The following is a 21654-nucleotide window of genomic DNA, read 5'->3' on the forward strand; positions in this document are numbered from 1 at the left end:
GCCTTGGACAGCTTTCTCTTCTCGCTGCTGCTGGCCTTCGTGCTGGCGCTGGGCGGGCGCGACCAGTGGCTGGTAGCGCGCTGGGCCGATGCGCTCGGGCGCAGTCAGCTACTGCTGCTGGTAGGCCTTGCATCGTCGGCGCTGACGGCTGCATTCATGGCCTGGGTCGGTGCGCAATTCGCCGCCATCCTCCCGCCGCGTGCGGCACAGATGCTGGTCGCCTTCGCGCTGGCGATTGCAGCCGCCGAACTCGCCTGGCCGGTCAAGGCGGATGCACCATACGAGCCGACCCGCTCGCTCGGCGCCATCGCCATCGTGCTGGCCGCACGGCAGTTGGGCGATGGAGCCCGCTTTGCCGTGTTCGCCTTTGCTGCCGGTGCCAGCCTGCCGGCCACCGCCGCACTCGGCGGCGCGCTGGGCGGAGGCGGAGCGATTGCGCTGGGCTGGTCTTTCGGTGCTGCCGGGCTTGCCCGCTGGCCGCTCCAGCTGCTGCGTCGTGGCCTGGCGGCCTGCCTCATTCTTGCGGCGCTCTTCATCGGATTGAACGCTCGTTACGCCACGCTTTAATCGACTTGTTCGATTATTGCGAATTCGATTATTCCGAAACGAAAGCTGTTCTCATCCGTTATAATGATGAACGTATCGAAGGCAGAAAAGCCATCCTGCCCAACAATAAAGGAGACCGCCATGGCTAACGCCAACACCAATTCGAAAGCCGCTCTGGTTGCCGAACTTAACGGACTTTTGGCAGATCATTTCTCGCTTTTCATCAAGACCAAGAACTTTCATTGGCATGTAAAGGGTCCGCGTTTTCGCGACCTGCACCTCTTGTTCGATGAACAGGCGCTCGAGATTCGCGACCAGATCGACCTCATTGCCGAGCGCGTGCGCAAGCTCGATGCCGAGACGCTGACCTCGGTGGGCTCGGTGGCACAGCACACGAAGATCAGGGATCAGGACAGCACCTCGCTCGCCGCCGAGGACATGATTGCCGAACTGCGTGATGATAACGCAGCCGTGGTCGACCGTCTCAAGGGCATGAAGCCGCTGGCCGAACAGGCGGGTGACAATGCCACCGACGGGCTGATCGACGACTGGACCGACATGACCGAACAGCGCGTGTGGTTCCTCAAGTCGCTGCTGGCCTGATCCGCCCGCATAGCTATCCACGCCGGGCCGTCCCCATTGCCGGGGGCGGCCCGTTTGCTATTCATGGGTCCATGCAGGACACCATAATGATCGAGCGTGCCGATGCCGGGGCGATTGCGGACTGGCTTGCCGAGCGTCTGGCCGGTGCGGGGACAATAACGATCCCCGGTGGTTCGACGCCCTTCCCCATCATTGAGGCGCTGCTGGAACGTCATGGCGAGAGTATTGACTGGGCCGGGATTGAAATCTGGCCCAATGACGACCGGATCGTGCCCGAGGATCACCAGGCATCGAACACGGGCAGGATCCGCGCATTGCTTGAACCGTGCGGTGCAAGGATCGTCGCGCTGGCGGAGGGCGCTGCCCCACCGCATTTCACGCTGGCGTGGCTGGGAATGGGGCCTGACGGGCATATTGCCTCGCTGTTTCCCAACACCGATCCGCAGATCGACGATCCGCTGGCGGTGCGCCGCCTGACCCCCGATCCGTTGCCGGCCCACGCGCCTTTCGACCGCATTACGCTGACCATTCCCGCGCTCGCAGATACCGACACGCTGATGTTCACGCTGGGCGGCGGAGCGGACAAGCGGGCCGTTTTCGAGGCGGCGCTGCGCGGCGCGCATGATCTTCCCGTGGCGCGGATTCTGCGCGCGGCCCGGGCGCGGCAGGTCCCGGTGACAGTGTTCACCTGATGACCCGGTTCCTGCCCGCTCCGCTGCACCGCGCACTGCTGCCGCTCGCGCATCTCGTTCGGCACCATTGGCGACGCTGGCGCAAGACGCCGATTGCCGGGGTGAGCGTTGTCATCACCAATCTCGGCGGTGATGTTCTGCTGCTGAAACATTCCTACGGGCCCGAGGTGTGGGGCCTGCCCGGTGGCGGCCTTGCTGCCGGAGAGGACCCCGAGACGGCGGCGCGGCGCGAGGTGCGCGAGGAGCTGGGTATTGAGCTCGCCCGCATCATTGTCGTGACCACGCTCGAGGAGGAATTGTCCGGATCGCCCCACACCGCCTACCTGTTTGCCGCGACCTGTGACCAGCGGCCCCGGCCCGACGGACGCGAAGTGGTGGAGGCACGCTTTTTCCCGTCGCATTCGCTCCCCGAACCGCTCGGCGAAACGACCCGTGCCCGCATCGATGCGTGGCGGCGACGGCGTAACGCCTGACCCTCGCTAGAGCAGCGAGAGCTGCGTATCGTCGCGCGGCGGCCTGTCTTGCTGCTGCCCTTCGAGGTTGCCCAGCGTCAGGCCCATGAGCCTGATCGGTTCGGGCAAGGGCAGCTCCGCTTCCAGCAGCGCGCGTGCGACGGCCGCGAATTCCTCCTTGCCGGTCACCGGATGCGGCAGCGAGGCGGCGCGGGTCATGATGCGGAAATCGGTGAACTTGAGCTTGAGCGTCACAGTGCGCCCGCGTGCCTGGGCTGCTTCGATCCGCTCCCAGACAATGCCGATGATTGTCTCCAGCGTCTCTCGCAAAGCCGGGCCGCTGCCTATGTCCTCGGAGAAGGTGCGCTCCCCGCCCACGGACTTGCGCAGACGGTGTGCGGCGACGGGTCTGAGGTCGATCCCCCGCGCCGCACGGAACAGGTAGTCGGCCATGCTGCCGAAATGCTGGCGCAGGAAGCCGATGTCCTTTGCTGCAAGATCGGCGCCGGTGGCGATCCCCAGCTTGTGCATCTTGCTTTCGGCCTTCGGTCCGACCCCGTGGAACCGCCGGATCGGCAGGTCCGAGACGAACCGCGCGCCTTCGCCCGGGCGGATGACGCACATGCCGTCGGGCTTGTTCTGGTCGCTCGCGAGCTTGGCGAGGAACTTGTTGTAGCTCACTCCCGCACTCGCGGTGAGACTGGTCTTGGCCCGGATTTCCTGCCGGATCAGCTGTGCGATGCGGGTCGCCGAGCCGATCCCGAGCCGGTCTTCGGTGACGTCGAGATAGGCCTCGTCGAGGCTCAGTGGCTCGATGATGGGCGTGTAATGCTCGAACACGCGCCGGATCTGGCGGCTGGCCTCCTTGTAGGCATCGAAACGCGGACGCACGAAGACGAGATCGGGGCAAAGGCGCTGCGCCGTGACCGATGGCATCGCGCTGCGCACTCCGAATTTTCGCGCTTCGTAACTGGCCGCGGCTACCACGCCGCGTCCGCCCGCGCCGCCAACGGCCACCGGCTTTCCGCGCAGCCCGGGATTGTCGCGCTGCTCGACGCTGGCAAAGAAGGCATCCATGTCGACATGGATGATCTTGCGCAGGCCCGGTGTCTCACCGTCCTCGTCGATGGCTGTTGGCATCGTGTTGGCCATGCCTGCCGAAATAGAAGCTTCGCGCCTGTGAAGGAACCATTGCTGGAACTTTCCCGCAGGCTCGCGATTTTGTGCACATGCGAAATGAACAGTGGTCAAACGGCGAACCAGTGGGCAAAGGGCCCGTCATGGCCACATCGCTTGCCCAATCCCCGCCGCTTCGCAAGGCGCTCGGAGAGACCGAGCTCCTGTGGATGATGGCCTTGCTGATGGCGCTCAATGCCTTCGGCATCGACGCGATCCTGCCCGCGCTGGATGAACTGGCGGTCGATCTCGGGGTGGACGGCAATGCCCGCCAGTTCGTGATCGGAGTCTACCTGCTGACTGCCGGCATTGGTTCGCTTGTGCCGGGCGCGCTGGCTGACCGCTTCGGACGCCGGCCGATCCTGCTGGGCGCGATTGCCGTCTATATTCTTCTATCGGTATTGAGCGCGCTTGCACCGACTTACGACATGCTGATCGCAGTGCGTGCGGCGCAGGGATTCTTTGCCGCCGGCATCATCGCCCTGCCGCCCGCGATTATCCGCGACCGGGTAGGCGGGGACAAGATGGCGCGCATGATGAGCCTGATCTTCGTGATCTTCCTGATGGTCCCCGCAGTCGCCCCCAGCATCGGCGAGGCTATCCTGCTGGTAGCGGATTGGCGCGCGATCTTCGGGGTCATGGCGGTGATGGGTCTGTTTGTGGGGGCATGGGTTCATTTCCGCCTGCCCGAAAGCCTCAGCCCGGAAAATCGCCAGCCGATCATCCCGCGCACGATCGCTGTCAACATGACCCGCGCGCTCGCCCTGCCGAGCGTGGTCGGCTACGTCTTCGGCAGCGCGCTGGTGTTCGGCGCACTGTTCGGCTTCATCAATTCCTCGCAGCAGTTGATCACCGAGACATTCAGCGCGGGCGATATTTTTCCGATGATTTTCGGCATCTGTGCAGGATCCATGGCGCTGGCGAGCTGGTCGAACTCGCGCATCGTCGAGCGTTTCGGCGCCCGCCGCGTGAGCCATACCGCGCTGTTCGTGTTTATCGCGGTTGCCGCCGCCCAGGTGTTCTTCGCCTTCCAGCCGGAAGAAAGCCTGTGGGTGTTCGTGCCGCTGATGGCGATCAACATGGCGCTCTTGGGCTTCATCGGCAGCAATTTCGGCGCGATCGCGATGAACCCCTTCTTCGCCATCGCCGGCGCAGCGAGTTCGGTCCACGGCTTCATCCGCATGACCACGGCCGCGCTGCTGGGCGGGGCGATCGGCTATGCCTTCGATGGCACTGCACGGCCGCTGGCGCTGGCGCTGCTGGCGAGCGGGATCATCTGTCTGGTGCTGGTGCTGCTGAGCGAGAAGGGCAAGCTGTTCGGGCCGTCGGATGCCGAGGCGGGGATGGGTAGGGGCTGATCCCTCCAACCCCTCGTTATTGCGAGGAGTCGAAGGCGCCGCGGCAATCCATCGACTGCCGCCGTCCTGCCAAGCAGCGTTGGTTCATGGATTGCTTCGCCTGCGGCTCGCAATGACGAAATCTACCGCTCGCTTTCGAGCTTTCTCCAAGCCAGCACGGCAAACTCGCACAGCAAGGGCCGGGTGTCGCGCGGGTCGATGATATCCTCGACATTGAAGCGCTCGGCACTGCGGAACGGCGAGGTGACTTTCGCCAGCCTTTCGCGGATTTCCTCCAGCAGCGCCGCGGGATCGTCGGCGGCTTCCAGTTCCGCCTTGTAGGCAACCTCCAGCCCGCCCGCGATCGGCAGGCTCCCCCAGTCGCCCGAGGGCCAGCAATAGCGGTACTGGTAGCGGTCGGCATTGCTCATCGCGCTTCCCGCAATGCCATAGGCGCGGCGCATGACGATGCTCGCGAGCGGCACGGTCGCTCGGTAGATCGCGTTCATCGCGTTGACGCCGTAGCGGATCGTCCCCGCCATCTCCGCCTCGCGCCCGATCATGAAGCCGGGGTTGTCGACGAGGTGGACGATGGGCAGGCGGAACTGCTCAGCCAGTTTGACGAAGCGTTCGACCTTCTCCGAAGTCTTGGCCTCCCACGATCCGCCCAGATAGCTCGGATCGCTGGCCACCACGCACACCGGCCAGCCATCCAGCCGGGCGAGGGCGGTGATCGCTGCACGGCCCCAATGCTTGCCGATCTCGAACACTGTGTCGCTGTCGAACACCATCTCCATGCAGCGGCGCATCGAATAGACCTGCTTGGGGTCGCGCGGGACGAGGGATAGCAGAGCGTCTTCGCGGCGGTGGACAGGGTCGGTGCAAAGCGAGCGGCGGGCGGGCTGGCCGACATATTCGGGCATGAAGCTGAGGAAATGCCGCGCGCGGGCGAAGGCTTCGGCCTCGCTGGCGACCTCGTCGTCGACCACGCCGTTGCGGGTGTGGATTTCCGACCCGCCGAGGCGTTCCTTCGCTTCCTCGTGGCTGGTGGAGCCGTCCTTGTAGGCTTCTCCCAGCCCATCGACCACGGCAGGGCCGGCGGCAAAGATCTGGCTGAGGCCCTTGACCATGATCGAGTAATGGCTGGCGACCGTCCGCGCAGCGCCGAGGCCTGCTGTCGGCCCCAGAGCGAGCGCCACCACCGGCACGGTGTCGAGATTGGTCACCACGTCGCCCCAGCCGGGCACGGCGGGGATATAGGTCGCGCCGATCTGTTCGAGCGTCTTCACGCTGCCGCCGCCGCCGGTGCCGTCGATCATGCGGATGATGGGCAGCTTCAGCTCGTGCGCCATCCGTTCGGCCTGCACCATCTTGCGCGCGATCCCCGCATCCGCCGCACCGCCGCGAATGGTGAAGTCGTCGGCGGTGGCGACCACCGGGCGGCCATTGATCAGCGCCTTGCCGAAGAGGAAGGGGGCGGGGGTTACCGAGGCGAGGTCGCCATTGGCGTCATACTTCGCCGAGCCTGCGATCTTGCCGATCTCGCGGAAGGAGCCTTCGTCGACGAGCGCCGCGAGCCGCGCGCGGGCGTCCATCTTGCCGCGCGAATGCTGGCGCGCGACCTTGTCGGGCCCGCCCATCTGCTCCGCGAGGGCTTCGCGCCGGCGCAGTTCCTCGAGTTCCTTCGCCCAGGTCATTCTCTCTCCCCTCGGGCCCACCCCTAACCCCTCCCGCAAGCGGGAGGGGGACTGGCCGCGCTCGCTTCTCCCCTCCCGCTTGCGGGAGGGGCCGGGGGTGGGCAAGTCTATTCTTTGCTAGCAGGCATCACCTTGCACAGCACCGCCTCGACCTGCACCTGCGATCCCGCGTCTACGGCCAGCCCCTCGACCACCCCGTCGAAGGGCGCGGTGAGGGCGTGCTCCATCTTCATCGCCTCGAGTACCATGAGGCGCTGGCCGGCTGTAACGGCCTGACCCTCGGCCACATCGACCGTAATGACCTTGCCCGGCATCGGCGCGATGATTGCGCCATCGGCGGCGGAGGCTTGGCCGGTGCCGCGTGCTGCGAAGGGCCGCAAGGCGAAGGTTTCGCCCGCTTCGTTAAGCCATACGGTCTCGCCATCATTGAGTTGCAGGACTCCGGCGGCGGGCCTTGAGGCATTTCCCGACACAATCTCGCTTCCAAGCATCATCGCCACTTCGCTCCGGTCGGGCGCGTTGAGGCGGAAGCCGGGGGTCTGAACCGATGCATCGGAGGGCTGGCGGTGCAGCATCGCGTGCGCCGCCTGATCCCGCGCGGCTTGCGAAAGGGCGACCGCATCGGCCCATTCCGGGTTGCGACCGATGAGGCCGGTGTCGAGCCGGGCCGCCATGAAATCTTCCGACAGCAGGGCGCGCAGCAGGAAGGGGGCGTTGGTCCTGACCGGGAAGACGAGCTGTTCGCTGAGGCAGTCCTCCATGCGCCAGATCGCCTGTTCGCGGGTCTCGGCATGGGTGACGATCTTGGCGATCATCGGGTCATAGAAGGGCGAGATCGCATCGCCCTGTGCCACACCGGTTTCGATTCGGGCATAGCCGTCGTCGATCGCGAACATCTCGAGCGTGCCCGTGCTCGGCAGAAACCCCTTGGCGGGGTCCTCCGCATAGAGCCGGGCCTCAATCGCGTGGCCGTTGATCGACAGTTCCTCCTGCCGCTTGGGCAAAGGCTCCCCGCTTGCCACCAGCAACTGCCATTCGACCAGATCGACCCCGGTGATCTCCTCGGTGACGGGATGCTCGACCTGAAGCCGCGTGTTCATCTCCATGAAGAAGATGCGGTCGGCGCGCAGGCCTTCGCTGGCATCGGCGATGAATTCGATGGTGCCTGCGCCCTCGTAATCGACCGCCTTGGCCGCGCGCACGGCGGCGGCGCAGATCGCCTCGCGGGTGGCGGCGTCCATGCCGGGGGCGGGGGCTTCCTCGATCACCTTCTGGTGGCGGCGCTGGAGCGAGCAGTCGCGCTCGAACAGGTGGACGACACTGCCGTGGCTATCGCCGAACACCTGCACCTCGATATGGCGGGGCGAGGTGATCCACTTTTCGAGCAGCACCTCGTCATTGCCGAAGCTGGCCTTGGCCTCACGGCGGCAGCTTTCGAGCGCGGCAGCGAAATCGGCGGGGGCATCGACCTTGCGCATCCCCTTGCCGCCGCCGCCCGCGACCGCCTTGATAAGGACGGGGTAGCCGATGGCCTCGGCCTCCTTGGTCAGCCGCTCGACCGACTGGTCCGACCCGTCATAGCCCGGCGTCACCGGCACGCCCGCTGCGCGCATCAACTGCTTGGCCGCATCCTTCAGCCCCATCGCGCGGATGCTCGCAGGCTTGGGGCCGACCCAAATCAGGCCTGCGTCGATGACCGCCTGCGCAAAGTCGGCATTCTCGGAAAGGAACCCATACCCGGGATGAATCGCGTCCGCGCCCGTCTGCTTGGCCGCCGCGATGATCTTCGCGCCCACCAGATAGCTTTCGGCGGCGGGCGAGGGGCCGATATGCACCGCCTCGTCGGCCTGGCGCACGTGCAGCGCCTTGGCATCGGCATCGGAATAGACCGCGACCGTCGCAATCCCCATGGCGCGGGCGGTGCGGATGATGCGGCAGGCAATCTCGCCGCGGTTGGCGATCAGGAGCTTGGTAATCATGGCCGAGGGTTAGCCCGGCTTGGTTGCAAAAGAAACCACGTCTTCCCGGCCCCTGAGCCGGAACCCCGCTTCCTTCGTGCCCGCTCAGAACAAGTGGGGCCCCGGATCAAGTCCGGGGCGGCGGAGTGGGCGCGGAAGCGGGCCGATAATCCGCGATCCCCCAGTCGATCCCGCCCGGCGGCATCTTCTCACGGTTGATCACCGCCGACAGGAAAGCGCGCACGCCGTAGAGCGCCTTTTCGCCGCGCGGCACGTAGGTGCGGCTGTTCCACGCCTCGGCCCCGCGCTTCCTGACCTTGCGCCCGATTGCGCCATAGATGCGCGCCGCCGAAAGCACCGCCCAGCGGCTGCGGAAGGGGAGCTTGGCCGCGCCCACCCGGGCCGCGGCCTCGTGCTTTTCGACCAGCGCCACCAGCCGGGCGGCCATTGCGGCGAGTTCTGCGCGGTGGTGCGGCTTGGTGTGCTGGCCGGGCTCGATGTCCTCCTCCGCCAGCCACTCCATCGGCAGGTAGCACCGCCCCGCCGCGTCATCCTCGACGATGTCGCGCGCGATGTTGGAAAGCTGGAAGGCAAGGCCGAGATCATTGGCCCGGTCAAGCGTCTCCTGATCCTCGGGCGAGACGCCCATCACCACTGCCATCATCACGCCGACCGCGCCCGCGACATGGTAGCAATAGCGCAGCATGTCGGCCTCGGTGCGCGGGCGCCAGTCCTCGGCGTCGAGCTGGAACCCGGCGATCACATCCTCGGCCATCTGCTCGGTGAGGCCCACCTCGGCGGCGACCACGCCGAGGGCGTCGAAGGCCGGATCGCCTGTCGGCTGCCCTGCAAAGGCTAGGGCGGTCAACCGGCGGATATGCGCCAGCCGCTCGGCAAGGTCGGACTGGTCACCCAGTTCCCCGCCCATATCCTGATTGTCGGCAATGTCGTCCGCGCGGCGGCACCAGGCGTAAAGCAGCCAGGCCCGCTCGCGGGTCTCGCGGTCGAACAGGCGTGCGGCGGCGGAAAAGCTCTGCGAGCCCTTCTTGATCGACAGCCGGGCATGCTCGACCAACGCGGCGCGGGTTGCTGCATCGACCGCCATAGCGCCGACCTTACAGCTCCTCGGCCTTCATGCGGAAGATCGGGGTGTGGGGCTGGTAGGCTTCCATCTTGGCGAGCAGTTCGTGGATCGAGGTCGCTGCGATCAGGATGTTCTGGTGCGCAGGCCGGACAAATCCGACCGCCGCCATCTTCGCGTTGAAGGCCAGCAGATCGTCGTAAAAGCCGAAAGCGTTGAGGATGCCGACCGGATCGGAGTGGTATCCCAGCTGCGACCAGCTCATCGCCTCCCACAGCTCGTCCATGGTGCCGACCCCGCCGGGAAGGGTGATGAAGCCGTCGGAGAGGTCGGTGAACTTCTGCTTGCGCTCGTGCATTCCGCTCACGGAGATCAGCTCGTCGCAATCATGGTTGGCGACTTCGGCCTTGACCAGCGCCTCGGGAATGATGCCGATGACCTCGCCCCCGTTGTCCTTCGCGCCCTTTGCGACCGCGCCCATGAGGCCCAGCTTCCCCCCGCCATAGACGAGCCCGATGCCCCGAGCTGCCAATTCGGCGCCAACATCATAGGCAAGTTGGATATAGCGCGGATCCTCCGGCGAAGCAGAGCCGCAATAGACGGCGAGACGTTTCATGGAGCCCAATCTTCTCCGCAAACAGCGCGCATCATTGATCGGACCTCAGCCGTTTCAATTTCAGGTATTGATCGGAAACTTGGCCGGGGCGCATGACCCACCCATGGTTCAGCACGTTTTCCATTCGCAGCTTCGTCCATTTGCGCCAATTGATTGGTACTGCAATCGACAGCCCAAGCGGCGTCCACAAAGGCATACCATTTGCTCAACCAGTGGTCATTGCTGGGTATCTGCCGCAATACGATTTTTGGATACTCAACGCCATCAATGCTGGCCTTATCAATGGCGTTCTTGTCCCACCATACCTTGCCGGATTCTTCCTCCCCTAACGGTTGCCAGTCGTGCTCGTGCGTGGGATCGACGAGAGGTGAGAGGCCAAATTGCGCGGGAGGGGATGCAGCAAGAAGAAGTGCGCCGATCACACCGCCCCCTTAACCGCCAGATCCTCCAGCATCAGCCCCGCGGTCGCCTTGGCGCTCCCGACCACGCCCGGGATCCCCGCGCCCGGGTGGGTGCCCGCGCCGACGAGATAGTAGTTGTCGATCACGTCATCGCGGTTGTGGCCGCGCAGCCAGGCGCTTTGCCACAGCACGGGTTCAAGGCTGAAGGCGCTGCCCATATGGGCGTTCAAGTCGGCCTTGAAGTCGGTGGGCGCGTAGCTGAACTTGGTCACGATCCGGTCGTGAATATCGGGGATCAACCGGCGGCCGAGCTCGTCGAGGATCATCTTTTCGAGCTTGGGCGCAACCTCGTCCCAGTCCAGCGGCATCTTGCCCATGTGGCTGACGGGCACGAGCGCGTAGAAGGTGCTCTTGCCCTCGGGCGCCATGCCGGGATCGGTGACGGTAGGGTGATGCAGATAGATCGCGAAATCCTCCGGCACCACGCCGTTCTTGTAGATGTCGTCGAGCAGGCCCTTGTAGCGCTTGGCGAACAAAATCATGTGGTGCGGGATGCCGGGCCAGGTGCCCTCCAGCCCGAAATGCACCACGAAGAGCGACGGACTGAAGCTCTTGCGGCCCAGCGACTTCGCCATCTGCTTGCCGCGCGCGCTGCCCGAGAGCAGGTCCTTGTAGGAATGCATGATATCGGCGTTGCTCGCCACCGCATCGAAGCGCTGCTTGAAGCCGCTCTTGGTCTCCACCTCGGTCGCCTTGGTGCCGAGCGTGTGCACCTGCACCACCGGATCGCCGACACGCATCGTGCCGCCAAGGCGCTCGAAGTGGCGCACCATCCCTGCAATCAGCCGGTTGGTGCCGCCGCGCGCCCACCATACGCCGCCGTCCTTTTCCAGCTTGTGGATCAGGGCGTAGATCGACGAGGTGTTCATCGGGTTGCCGCCGACCAGAAGCGTGTGGAAGCTCAGCGCCTCGCGCAGTTTCTCGTTCTGGACATAGCTCGACACCATGCCGTAAACACTCCGCCACGCCTGTTCCTTGATCAGGGCAGGGGCGGCCTTCAGCATCGACTTGAAGTCGAGGAAGGGCTTGGTGCCGAGCTTCAGGTAGCCTTCCTTATAGACCCGTTCCGAATATTCGAGGAAGCGCGCATAGCCCGCCACGTCCGCCGGATTGAGCTTGGCGATCTCGGCGTTGAGGCTTTCCTCGTCGTTCGAATAGTCGAAATTGGTGCCGTCGGGCCAGTTGAGGCGGTAGAAGGGCATCACCTTCATCAATTCGACATCTTCGGAAATGTCGTGGCCGGTCAGCGCCCAGAGTTCCTCAAGGCAAGGGGGGTCGGTGATCACGGTCGGCCCGGCGTCGAAGGTGAAGCCGTCCTTTTCCCAGAAATAGGCTCGCCCGCCGGGCTTGTCGCGGCTTTCGATGACGGTCGTGGCGATCCCGGCCGATTGCAGCCGGATGGCCAGCGCCATGCCGCCAAAGCCCGATCCGATCACGCAGGCGCTGCGGCCTGCATAGCGTTCGGCGAGGGCGGGGTTCACTCCCTTGTGGCCCGAGAGGTTGAGCTTCGCATCGGCGTTCATGCCGGGGTCTCCGTGTTGAGAGGCTTGGTGTCGAGAGGTTTTCCTGAAGAAAACAGCGCGCGGATTGCGCGCGGGATAGGTACGGGCGGCTTGCCGCTAAGGATGCGCAGCCGGTCCGGCCAGGTCGAGCGCCCGGCGTAGAAGCGTTCGACCAGCCGGCCGCGCAAGGCATAGAAATGTTCGAACACCACCACCCGCTTGTCCGGCTTGGCGGCCTCGAACAGCATGCGGCTGAGCATCCGGTAATAACCGGTCGCGCGCCAGTGGCGCTTGGCGCGGCGTTCGCAGAAGGCGGCGAGTTCGTTGCCCGAAACGCCCGGGCGGGTGGCAATCAGCCGCGCGATCGCCAGTGCGTTGTCGGCGGCAAAGGGCAGGGTGTAGCTGGTGAGCGGATGCGAGAAGCCTCCGCGCGCGCCTGCCAGTGCGACACCGGGTATCGCGATCTCGGCCAGCGCGGCGCGGAAATTTCCGCCGGAGACGACGGGAAGAATGCCCGCTTCCTGATCGATCACCTCGCCCTTCCAGCCCTTGGCCCGTGCATAGGCGGCAACCCGGCCTTTCAGCACTTCGGCGTCCATCTTCGGCTGGTCGGCATAATAGGTGTCTTCGACAAAGACCTCGGTCGGCGACAGCGGCAGGACATAGACAAAGCGGTAGGCGGCCTCGTTGCCATACGGCGCGCTCTGTTCGACGCTGGCATCCATGATCACGGGGCGAGTGAGGCCATGCGGTTCCTCGCAAGCGAAATGCTGGCCGAGAAATACCTGCCAGCCGCCCGCCAGATGCCGGGAGGCACGGAACGGACGACAGTCGATTACCCGCCGCGCGTCAATCCGCCTGCCATCGGCCAGCGTCACGCCGTCGGCATCGAGCTGCGCGGCCTTGGTCTCCAGCATCACCTGCTCGCGCGGCAGTTCGGCCATCAGCCGCGCGTGGAATTCGGCGCTGGCGAGCGAGCGGTAGGAGGTCGGCAGGGTGCGCCCGAGGCCTGGGAAGGTGATGTCATAGCCTTCGTCCCAGCCGTTGAGGTCGAAGCCCGCCATCAGGGCGCGCGCCTGCGGGGCAAGATCGGTCTCGAACCAGCTCCAGCGGTGATGCCCGCCCAGCGTGCGTCCGGCCTCGATCAGCAGGAAGCGGCAATCGGGAGCATGGCGATGCAGCGCCAGCGCGATCAGCCCGCCCGCAAGCCCTCCGCCGACGATGACGATATCGTGCGGAGCCATGCTGTCTGGGGCGGGATGGTGCAGTGAATCATTCATGCGCGTTCAGCCCTAGGCGAGCCCGGCCCGAACGGCAATGTTGCGCCGTAACCCAAACAGCGAAAGCATGTTGCAACATCACCTTCGGGAACATAAGGGCCGCCTCGCGGCTTTTGAGACAGGTTCGCATCAAGCCGCAAGCCCCGATAGGCCAACCCCGCAAAGGATCGCACCGTGAAGCCCTTCATCAAGCCCATGTCCGTCGTGTCCCCGATTGCCCCTTGCGTCGGTGCACTATTGCTCGGGGCATCCCCCGCGCTGGCCGGCGAGACGGAGGCTGAGGACAGCCTTGCGGCCGATGCTGCTGCAGCTGCGACCGGTGCAGAGGCGTCCACGGCGACAGTGCAATCCGGGCAGGCTCAGGGTGGGCCTCAGGGCCAACAGGCCGGCGCGCCCGCCGGGATGCCGCCGGGCGGCCCGCCGTTCAAGACCGTGTTCGACAAGAACTGGATCACCGTCGGGCTGGGCGCCGGCCTCGTGCCGACCTATGCCGGTTCGGACAATTTCCAGTTTTTCCCGCTGCCGCTCGTCGTGGGCCGGGTCGGCGGGGTCGGTATCCGCCCTTCCGCAGCTGGTCTGACGCTCGATTTCCTCTCGCCGCAACCCACCCTCGTATCGCGCAAGAAGAAGCCGACGGTCTCGCTCGGCCCGACCTTCCGGTTCCGCAACGACCGCGCGGTGGACAGCGGCGATGACGTTGTGAATGCCGCCGGCCGTCTCGACAATGCGCTGGAAGTCGGCGTCAACGCCGGCCTCAGCTTTCCCGGCGTGTTCAACCGTCTCGATTCGCTCACGGTGTCGGCCAATGTCCGCTGGGACGTGCTGGGCGCGCACGAGGGCCGGGTAATCGAGCCCGGCGTCACCTATGCCACCCCGATCGGTCGCGGGATGCTGGTGCAGGTCGGCGCGACGGCAGAGTTCATCGACGACAATTTCGCCGATTACTACTTCTCCGTCTCACCGGCCCAGAGCGCGGCGAGCGGCCTGCCGGTATTCTCCGCAGACGGCGGGCTCAACCGCATCGGTACGCTGGCGATCGTGACCGTCGATCTGGACGGCAACGCGCTCAATGGCGGGCTCAACGTCTATGGCCTGACCGGCTATTCGCGGATGCTGGGCGACGGGGCGGACAATCCCTACACCGCCTTGCGCGGCGATCCCAACCAGTTCCTGGTGGGGCTGGGGCTGGGTTACACGTTCTGATCTCGCGCGGTGCGCGTCACTGTGCACCGAAGCGTCGATTGAACACGTCCTCGATCACCGCCACCACCGCGGCGTCCTCCTCCGCGGTGAGCGGCTCGTTCTCCATCTGCACCCGCAGTTCCTGCACGCCCTTGCCGATCAGCGAGATCTTGAGCAGCGCAGGATTGGCCATCGCCATCTCGCCCAGTGTCGTCATGTCCTCGGGCGTGAGCGCCGATAGCGCCGCACCGGTTGCCTGACTGATATCCGCCTCCACCTGCTCGCGGGTGACGGGCCCGTCCTCCGCCAGGTTGGACAGTGTGGCATCGGGCGAATAATTGCGCGCAAGACCGCCCATCAGCTTGCGCCCGATGTCCGAACGGTAGAAGGCCGCGATGCTGCCCGCCTCGGCCGCGGTAAGGTGACGGGCGAAAAGGGCTAGCGTTGCAGGGCGGTAAAGCTGCCGCACCCGCTTTGACTGGGCCACGAAGATCGGGCGCAATCCGGCCGTAACCTCCGCGATCAGGCCCGGGCTCCGGGCTTCGGCTCCGGCGAATTCGGGCGTGGCCGCGAATTGGCGGGCAAGAGCCTGGAGCGCGCTGTCGGCCATCTGTTCCTGATCGACCGATTCCTGCATGGCGCTGTAGAGATCGGCATAGGCGGCGTCCGGCGCCTCGCCTGCCTCCGCCGCTGCCGGACCGGCCGCGGCAAACGATGACAGCGGCACCAGCGCCAATGCAAGCGCGGCACAGGTATGGCGAAGCAGCTGTATTCCTCTCATGGCCTGTCCCCGCAAGATCGTGGCAGCGCAAGCATAGCCGCGCCACGCCCCGTGCCAAGGCCCGGCTCTCGCGCTTGCCGCGCTACTTGGCGGCGAGGATATAGCCTTCCTCGTCCAGAGCCTCGATCGCGCGCAGGGCAATGGCGGAACGCACGGCGCCTGCCCGCCAGTTCTGGCGGTCTGCGTAAAATTCGCTCAGGACAGCCCGGTCGAGCTTCGACATTTCCGGTGCCGCATCCGGATTGCCGCCGGTATCGGTGAACAGGTTGAGGATCGAATCCGTCGGGATCTCCGGGCGCGAACCCGGGCGGAGTTCGACCAGCATCTGCATGGTGAGGTAATCGCCCAATTGCTGGGTCGTGATGCCGTCCAGCGCGTCGATATCGATGACCGTAAAGCTGTGCGAGATTGTGACAGGCGCCATCCAGCTGTACATGATGCCGCCCGGTTCAAATCCGACCGGCTGGAACTGGAGTGCGAGCTGTCCGGCGCGTACGGGCGCCGTCGGCTGGTTGCCGAACTTCATGCGCATCGCCTCGTTCGGGATATAGGCCCAGTTGTAGACCGGACGCTGCTTGCGGATCAGTCGGCGCTTTTCGGGTTTGTAGAGCGCCTGGAACGCCTCGACATGGTTATCGTCGAGCCAGTTGACGAACTTGTGCGCGTCATCGTGAAACACCACCACCGAATTGGCGCGGCAGCCCGGTTCGCCCATCGCGATCCCGAATTGGGCAAGATTGGCCTCGATCCGTGCCCTGACCGGCTCGGCAAGTTCGGGTGGCGCATTGTCGATCCCCACGCACAGCGGCTCGCTGCGTCTGGCGATCACGCGTTCGGTATTGTTGAGGCTGCGCCACAGGAAGGTGCGGATTTCCTTCTCGGTGTAGCCGTCGACGATGATTTCGCCGGTTTCGGCCTCGCCTGCGCCGACTGCCTCGTCCGGTTGCTGCGCCGACAAGGCGGTCGTCGGAACAAGCGCGGCGGTTGCGGCGGCAAGCAGGGCAGTGAAAGCAGGTTTCATCGCGGACTCCTCGAATAACCAGCATGTTATCATCACCCACCTGTAAATGCCAAATGAATGCTGACGGGGCGGGTCGGCCTTGCGAGGCTTGCCATCGGCGCCGCTGCGGCGCATCAGACGCGCGGGGTCGGTGATTTTGCGGAGAGAGAGAGAATGACGGGACACATGCGCCGGGCAGCCGGCCTTGCGGGACTTGCGGCGCTGGTTGCGGCCACCCCGCTCGCGGCGGAAACCGTGGCGATCCGCGCCGGAGCGGTGCTGGCCGATGCGGCGGGCGAGCCGAGCGGTCCGGCTACCATTCTGGTCGAGGATGGCAGGATCGTGTCGATCACCCCCGGTCACGGCGCGGTTGCCGCCGACCGCGAAATCGACCTTGCGCGCCTGACCGTGCTCCCCGGCCTGATCGATCTCCACACCCACCTGACCGGCGATCCGGGCGGCGATTTCTGGAAGAAGGCGACAGAGCCTGACGAATGGGGCGTGGTGGTCGGCGCCAAGAACGCTCTGTTGACGGTGCGTGCCGGCTTCACCACCGTGCGCGAGGCGGGCAGCGGGCGGGATACGGCCTTTGCCCTAAGGCGCGGCACCGCCGAGGGGGTTATTCCTGGGCCACGGATCGTGGCTGCTGGCCCGGCGCTCTCGATCATCGGCGGTCATGCCGACGTCAACGGCTTCCGTTCGGAGGTCAACGAACTGCTCGATAGCGGCTTCAACTGCACCGGCCCGGTCGAATGCGCTGCCAAGGTGCGGCTCGCCAGCCAGAACGGTTCGGACGTGATCAAGATCACCGCCACCGGCGGCGTGCTGAGCCAGCAGGGGCGCGGGCTGGAGGCCCATTTCACGCCCGAGGAGATGAAGGCGATTGCCGACACGGCGCATTCGCTTGGCCTGAAAGTCATGGCCCATGCCCATGGCGCGCGCGGCATCCAGCAGGCCGCCGAAGCGGGCATCGATTCGATCGAGCACGGCACCTATCTCGACGAAGACGCCGCGAAGGCGATGAAGGCCAACGGCACCGTGCTCGTCCCCACCCTGATGGCGCTGGAGGGCGTTTCCGAAGGGCTGGGCAAGGGTGTTTATACCCCCGTCGTCGAAGACAAGATCCGGGCCGTCCAGCCGCTGATGGCCTCGCTCGTTTCCCGCGCCCGGCAGTATGGCGTTACCGTCGCCTTCGGCACGGATGCAGGCGTCTACAGCCACGGCCGCAATGCCGAAGAACTGGCGCTGATGCGGAAACAGGGCATGAGCGACCGCGAAGTGCTCGCCAGCGCGACCACCGGGGCCGCCAAGGTGCTCGGCATGGAAAGCCAGATTGGCCGCCTCGCGCCCGGCTATTCGGCCGATATCATCGCGGTGGATGGCAATCCGCTGGCCGATGTGAGCGTGCTGGAGAAGGTCGACTTCGTGATGGTGCGGGGAAGGGTGATCGAATAGCGGCGCGGGCGATACGGCCGGGCGCGCGATGCGGTTTTGCGCGCACAAGGTGGAATGGTCGAGCCGGAGATTGACTTGGCCGATAGGCGGCGCATTGTCCCGGACATGAACCCAGCAGCCCTACTTGCCGCCTTTGGTGCGGCCTTGTCGCTTGGTGTGCCCGTCCATGCCAGCACCGCTCAATGTCCCGATCCTGCCACCGCGCCCGCAGAGATCGAACAGACCATCCACGATTTCTTTGCTGCCCTGCGCGTGGCGGACAAGGCTCCGTTCGAGCAGGTGACGACCTCCTCCTTCTACGCTTTCGATGTGGGCCAGCGCTTTCCCGGCGCGGCGCTTGTCGACGCGGTTGTCGATGCCCTCGGCAACGGGGTCGAGATCAACTGGAACCTCGGCCCGATGGACACCAACCTGCGCTGCGATGTCGCGTGGTCGCAGTGGGAGAATACCGGCAGCGCAGGCACGCCGCCCGATGTGCGGCCTGTGCGCTGGCTCGAATCCGCCGTGCTGGTTCATGACGGCAAGCGCTGGAAGCTCGATTTCTTCCATTCGCAGCGCGCCGCCGCCCGGTAGGGCGCGCGCCGGGCGCGGCCAAGGCGCCCCGCCTGTGCCGAACCGCTGGATTTGTCTGCGGTGACGCGCTAATGATGGCCCATCCCCGGGGAGCCGCTTGGCTGAGAGGGGCGCGTAGCACCGCCCGACCCGTCGAACCTGAACCGATTAGCATCGGCGGAGGGAGTGGGCTGGTCACTGTGCCGTGGTACCCGCGCTCTTTTCCGCCTGTTGGAGAGAGAACGCATCATGGCCGACATCAATTCCCCCGTCGAAATCGGCGTCACCACCGGGCCTATCCGTGGCAGCCGCAAGGTTTATGTCGGCGCGCGCACCGGCAGCGGCATCCGCGTGGCGATGCGCGAGATCGATCTGGAAGGCGGCGAGCCTTCGGTGCGGGTCTACGACACCTCCGGTCCCTATACCGACCCTGAGGCGCTGATCGACATCAACGCCGGCCTTGCCCCGATCCGCCGCGACTGGATCATGGCGCGCGGCGATGTCGAGGATTACGCGGGCCGCGAGGTGAAGCCGGAGGATAATGGCCAGCTCGGTCCCGATCGTTCGGGCGGCGTTCCGGGCTTTCCCAATGTCGTCAAGCGGCCTTTGCGCGCGAAGGCGGGGATGAACGTCACGCAGATGCATTATGCCCGCCGCGGCATCATCACGCCGGAAATGGAATATGTCGCCGAGCGCGAGAACCTGGGGCGCGAAATCGCTGCCGACCTGATCCGCGATGGCGAGAGCTGGGGGGCGGAAATCCCCGATGTCATCACCCCGGAATTCGTCCGCAGCGAAGTCGCGCGGGGGAGGGCGATCATCCCGTCCAACATCAACCACCCCGAAAGCGAGCCGATGGCGATCGGGCGTAACTTCCTCGTCAAGATCAACGCCAATATCGGCAACTCCGCGGTGGCGAGCGACGTGGCGCAGGAAGTGGACAAGATGGTCTGGGCCACGCGCTGGGGCGCGGACACGATCATGGACCTGTCGACGGGGCGCAACATCCACGACACCCGCGAATGGATCATCCGCAACAGCCCCGTGCCGATCGGCACCGTGCCGATCTATCAGGCGCTGGAGAAGGTCGGCGGCATTGCCGAAGACCTCACCTGGGAAATCTTCCGCGATACGCTGATCGAGCAGGCCGAACAGGGCGTCGACTACTTCACCATCCACGCCGGTGTGCGCCTGCCCTATATCCCGATGACCGCCAGGCGCGTGACCGGCATCGTCTCGCGCGGCGGCTCGATCATGGCCAAGTGGTGCCTCGCCCACCACAAGGAGAGCTTCCTCTACGAGCATTTCGACGAGATCACCGAGATCATGAAGGCCTATGACATCGCCTATTCGCTGGGCGACGGCCTGCGCCCGGGATCGATCGCCGACGCGAACGACGAAGCCCAGTTCGCCGAGCTCTACACCCTTGGCGAGCTCACCAAGCGTGCCTGGGAACAGGACGTGCAGGTGATGATCGAAGGCCCCGGCCACGTGCCGATGCACAAGATCAAGCAGAACATGGAAAAGCAGCTCGAAGCCTGCGGCGAGGCGCCGTTCTACACGCTTGGCCCGCTCGTCACCGACATTGCGCCGGGCTATGACCACATCACCAGCGGCATCGGCGCGGCGCAGATCGGTTGGTATGGCACGGCGATGCTCTGCTACGTCACCCCCAAGGAGCACTTGGGCCTGCCCGACCGTGACGATGTGAAGGTGGGCGTCGTCACCTACAAACTCGCCGCCCACGCCGCCGACCTCGCCAAGGGGCATCCGGCGGCACAGGTGCGCGACGATGCGCTGTCGAAGGCCCGCTTCGAGTTCCGCTGGCGCGACCAGTTCAACCTCAGCCTCGATCCGGAAACCGCCGAGCAATACCACGACCAGACGCTGCCGGCGGAAGGCGCGAAGTCGGCGCATTTCTGCTCGATGTGCGGGCCCAAGTTCTGTTCGATGAAGATCACGCAGGAAGTGCGCGATTTCGCCGCCAAGCAGAACGCCGCCCCCGAGACGTTCCTTGCCGCCGAGGACGCCGAAAAGGGCATGGCCGAAATGAGCGAGAAGTTCCGCGAGATCGGCGGGCAGCTCTATGTCGGCGCGCCCGACCGCGAGCATGACTGAGGCCATGCGCCCCGCTGTCCCTGCCATCGCGGCGCTGTTCGCGCTCGCGGCCTGTTCGGGCGAGAGCGAACCGCCCGCGCCGGTGCTGGACGAAGCAGCGGTAATCGCCGCCTCGGTGCCGGTCGCGCAAGCCTTCCAGGGGGACCTCAAGGCCCAGCTTCAGGCGGCGCTTGAAGCGGGCGGGCCGGTGGAGGCCGTCTCGGTCTGCCAGCAGGTCGCGCCCGCCATCGCGCAGGCGCAGAGCGAGGCGAGCGGGGCCGAGGTCAGCCGCATCGCCGCGCGGCACCGCAACCCCGCAGGCGGGGTGCCGGAGGAGTTGGCACAGGCCTATGCCGCATTGGAAGCCGCGCCGCTGGCCGACGGCAAGCCCGCCGTGCAAATCGTCCGCACCGGAGACGGCGCGGGTGCCAAGGTGCACTTCCTCTCCGCCATCCCGATGCAGGACCAGCCCTGCTCGGTATGCCACGGCACCAGCATCGAACCCGCCCTCAGGGCGCATATCGATCAGCTTTACCCAGGCGACCTTGCCACGGGCTTCAAGCCGGGCGAGCTGCGCGGCGCGCTGCTGGTGAGCTGGAACGCGGAGCGCTTCCTGAAATGAGCCGCCGCGCCCTTGCGCTGCTGGCCCCGCTGGCCTTGCTGCCGGGCGCCTGCGTCTCCACCCCCGAAGCCGCCGCCCCGATCGCGCGGGCCGAGGCGCCGCGCTTCGATCCCTTCGTGTTCTTCCTCGGGGCAAGCCGCGGGGAGGGGACGCTGGACAAGGTGCTGTCCGATCCCGTCACCGTGCGGGTCGAAAGCCGCGGGCGCATAGAAATCGAGCCGCACCACGAAGCCAGCTGGGACGCCGCCGATACCCGCGTGCTGGTGCTCGATCAGACCGTCACCGAGGGCGACAAGCGCCCCCGCAAACGCCAGTGGCGCCTGATCGAGATCGCGCCGGGCTATTACGAGGGCAGCCTGACCGACGCGATCGGCAAGGTCACCGGGCGCAGCGAGGGTAACCGGCTGGTGCTCGAATACCGCATGAAGGGCGGCTTTCAGGTGCGGCAGGAGCTGACGCTGTGGGAGGACGGGCGCCGCGCGGCGAATGTGCTCAAGGTGAGCCATCTGGGCGTGACGGTTGCCGTGCTGGCGGAGGAGATTGTGAGGGGGTGAGGGGGTGAGG

21 protein-coding genes are annotated in these 21654 nt (G+C 65.8%); 11 read left to right on the forward strand and 10 right to left on the reverse strand.

The window, feature by feature from the left end; all coding sequences use genetic code 11:
• Positions 1-3 precede the first annotated feature (3 nt).
• The 4 genes from I603_RS05245 to I603_RS05260 all read left to right on the forward strand — a co-directional run bounded on the left by I603_RS05245 (position 4) and on the right by I603_RS05260 (position 2314).
• Positions 4-567: a hypothetical protein gene (locus I603_RS05245; RefSeq protein WP_068862849.1), complete on the forward strand. Its 564-nt coding sequence runs from the start codon at positions 4-6 to the stop codon at positions 565-567.
• A gap of 120 nt (positions 568-687) precedes the next feature.
• A complete protein-coding gene (locus I603_RS05250) occupies positions 688-1149 on the forward strand; it encodes a Dps family protein (protein WP_068862851.1) in 462 nt (153 codons plus the stop codon).
• Positions 1150-1220: 71 nt separating this feature from the next.
• Positions 1221-1841, forward strand: coding sequence for a 6-phosphogluconolactonase (locus I603_RS05255; protein WP_068862853.1), 621 nt, complete (start codon positions 1221-1223; stop codon positions 1839-1841).
• Positions 1841-2314, forward strand: a complete 474-nt coding sequence (locus I603_RS05260; RefSeq protein ID WP_068862855.1) for an NUDIX domain-containing protein — start codon at positions 1841-1843, stop codon at positions 2312-2314. Before I603_RS05255 ends, I603_RS05260 begins: the two co-directional genes overlap by 1 nt.
• Positions 2315-2320: 6 nt before the next feature.
• Here the strand turns inward: I603_RS05260 and dinB are convergent, their stop codons facing one another.
• On the reverse strand, positions 2321-3445 hold the full coding sequence (dinB, locus tag I603_RS05265; RefSeq protein ID WP_068862857.1) for a DNA polymerase IV: 1125 nt from the start codon (positions 3443-3445) through the stop codon (positions 2321-2323).
• A 128-nt stretch (positions 3446-3573) separates the two neighbouring features.
• Here dinB and I603_RS05270 point away from each other — a divergent pair, with 128 nt between their 5' ends.
• Complete coding sequence (locus tag I603_RS05270) at positions 3574-4827, forward strand: multidrug effflux MFS transporter (protein ID WP_068862859.1); 1254 nt, start codon at positions 3574-3576, stop codon at positions 4825-4827.
• Positions 4828-4949: 122 nt separating this feature from the next.
• On the opposite strand, the gene I603_RS05275 is transcribed toward I603_RS05270, so the two are convergent.
• From I603_RS05275 to crtY, 7 genes are all read right to left on the reverse strand, one after another.
• Entirely contained in the window at positions 4950-6503 is a 1554-nt protein-coding gene (locus I603_RS05275; protein ID WP_068862861.1) for an acyl-CoA carboxylase subunit beta, read from the reverse strand.
• A 107-nt stretch (positions 6504-6610) separates the two neighbouring features.
• Complete coding sequence (locus I603_RS05280) at positions 6611-8482, reverse strand: acetyl/propionyl/methylcrotonyl-CoA carboxylase subunit alpha (RefSeq protein WP_068862863.1); 1872 nt, start codon at positions 8480-8482, stop codon at positions 6611-6613.
• 106 nt (positions 8483-8588) lie between these two features.
• The gene (locus tag I603_RS05285; protein WP_068862865.1) at positions 8589-9566 is read right to left on the reverse strand and encodes a phytoene/squalene synthase family protein; all 978 of its coding nucleotides are present in this window, start codon (positions 9564-9566) and stop codon (positions 8589-8591) included.
• A 10-nt stretch (positions 9567-9576) separates the two neighbouring features.
• Entirely contained in the window at positions 9577-10158 is a 582-nt protein-coding gene (locus I603_RS05290; protein ID WP_068862866.1) for an LOG family protein, read from the reverse strand.
• On the reverse strand, positions 10155-10580 hold the full coding sequence (locus I603_RS14460; protein WP_143736748.1) for a hypothetical protein: 426 nt from the start codon (positions 10578-10580) through the stop codon (positions 10155-10157). The genes I603_RS05290 and I603_RS14460 overlap by 4 nt, the downstream gene beginning before the upstream one ends.
• Positions 10577-12142: a phytoene desaturase gene (locus tag I603_RS05295; RefSeq protein ID WP_084439866.1), complete on the reverse strand. Its 1566-nt coding sequence runs from the start codon at positions 12140-12142 to the stop codon at positions 10577-10579. The genes I603_RS14460 and I603_RS05295 overlap by 4 nt, the downstream gene beginning before the upstream one ends.
• A complete protein-coding gene (gene crtY, locus I603_RS05300; protein WP_084439868.1) occupies positions 12139-13401 on the reverse strand; it encodes a lycopene beta-cyclase CrtY in 1263 nt (420 codons plus the stop codon). Before crtY ends, I603_RS05295 begins: the two co-directional genes overlap by 4 nt.
• Positions 13402-13575: 174 nt before the next feature.
• Here crtY and I603_RS05305 point away from each other — a divergent pair, with 174 nt between their 5' ends.
• Entirely contained in the window at positions 13576-14604 is a 1029-nt protein-coding gene (locus I603_RS05305) for a MipA/OmpV family protein (protein ID WP_084439870.1), read from the forward strand.
• Between the two features lie 16 nt (positions 14605-14620).
• Here I603_RS05305 and I603_RS05310 read toward each other — a convergent pair whose 3' ends face one another.
• Both I603_RS05310 and I603_RS05315 read right to left on the reverse strand, forming a co-directional pair.
• Positions 14621-15364, reverse strand: coding sequence for a DUF2059 domain-containing protein (locus I603_RS05310; protein WP_084439871.1), 744 nt, complete (start codon positions 15362-15364; stop codon positions 14621-14623).
• Positions 15365-15446: 82 nt separating this feature from the next.
• Positions 15447-16385 carry a hypothetical protein gene (locus tag I603_RS05315; protein WP_143736747.1) on the reverse strand — a complete coding sequence of 313 codons (939 nt, stop codon included), beginning with the start codon at positions 16383-16385 and terminating at the stop codon, positions 15447-15449.
• 165 nt (positions 16386-16550) lie between these two features.
• Here I603_RS05315 and I603_RS05320 point away from each other — a divergent pair, with 165 nt between their 5' ends.
• From I603_RS05320 to I603_RS05340, 5 genes are all read left to right on the forward strand, one after another.
• Entirely contained in the window at positions 16551-17819 is a 1269-nt protein-coding gene (locus I603_RS05320) for a metal-dependent hydrolase family protein (RefSeq protein WP_068862872.1), read from the forward strand.
• 105 nt (positions 17820-17924) lie between these two features.
• The gene (locus I603_RS05325) at positions 17925-18392 is read left to right on the forward strand and encodes a hypothetical protein (protein ID WP_143736746.1); all 468 of its coding nucleotides are present in this window, start codon (positions 17925-17927) and stop codon (positions 18390-18392) included.
• Positions 18393-18620: 228 nt separating this feature from the next.
• On the forward strand, positions 18621-20489 hold the full coding sequence (gene thiC / locus I603_RS05330; protein WP_068862875.1) for a phosphomethylpyrimidine synthase ThiC: 1869 nt from the start codon (positions 18621-18623) through the stop codon (positions 20487-20489).
• On the forward strand, positions 20482-21090 hold the full coding sequence (locus I603_RS05335; RefSeq protein ID WP_158093660.1) for a c-type heme family protein: 609 nt from the start codon (positions 20482-20484) through the stop codon (positions 21088-21090). Before thiC ends, I603_RS05335 begins: the two co-directional genes overlap by 8 nt.
• Positions 21087-21644 carry a DUF3833 family protein gene (locus I603_RS05340; protein ID WP_068862879.1) on the forward strand — a complete coding sequence of 186 codons (558 nt, stop codon included), beginning with the start codon at positions 21087-21089 and terminating at the stop codon, positions 21642-21644. Before I603_RS05335 ends, I603_RS05340 begins: the two co-directional genes overlap by 4 nt.
• The last annotated feature ends 10 nt before the right edge of the window (positions 21645-21654 follow it).

This window comes from Erythrobacter dokdonensis DSW-74 (genome assembly GCF_001677335.1).
Taxonomy (GTDB): Bacteria; Pseudomonadota; Alphaproteobacteria; order Sphingomonadales; family Sphingomonadaceae; genus Erythrobacter; species Erythrobacter dokdonensis.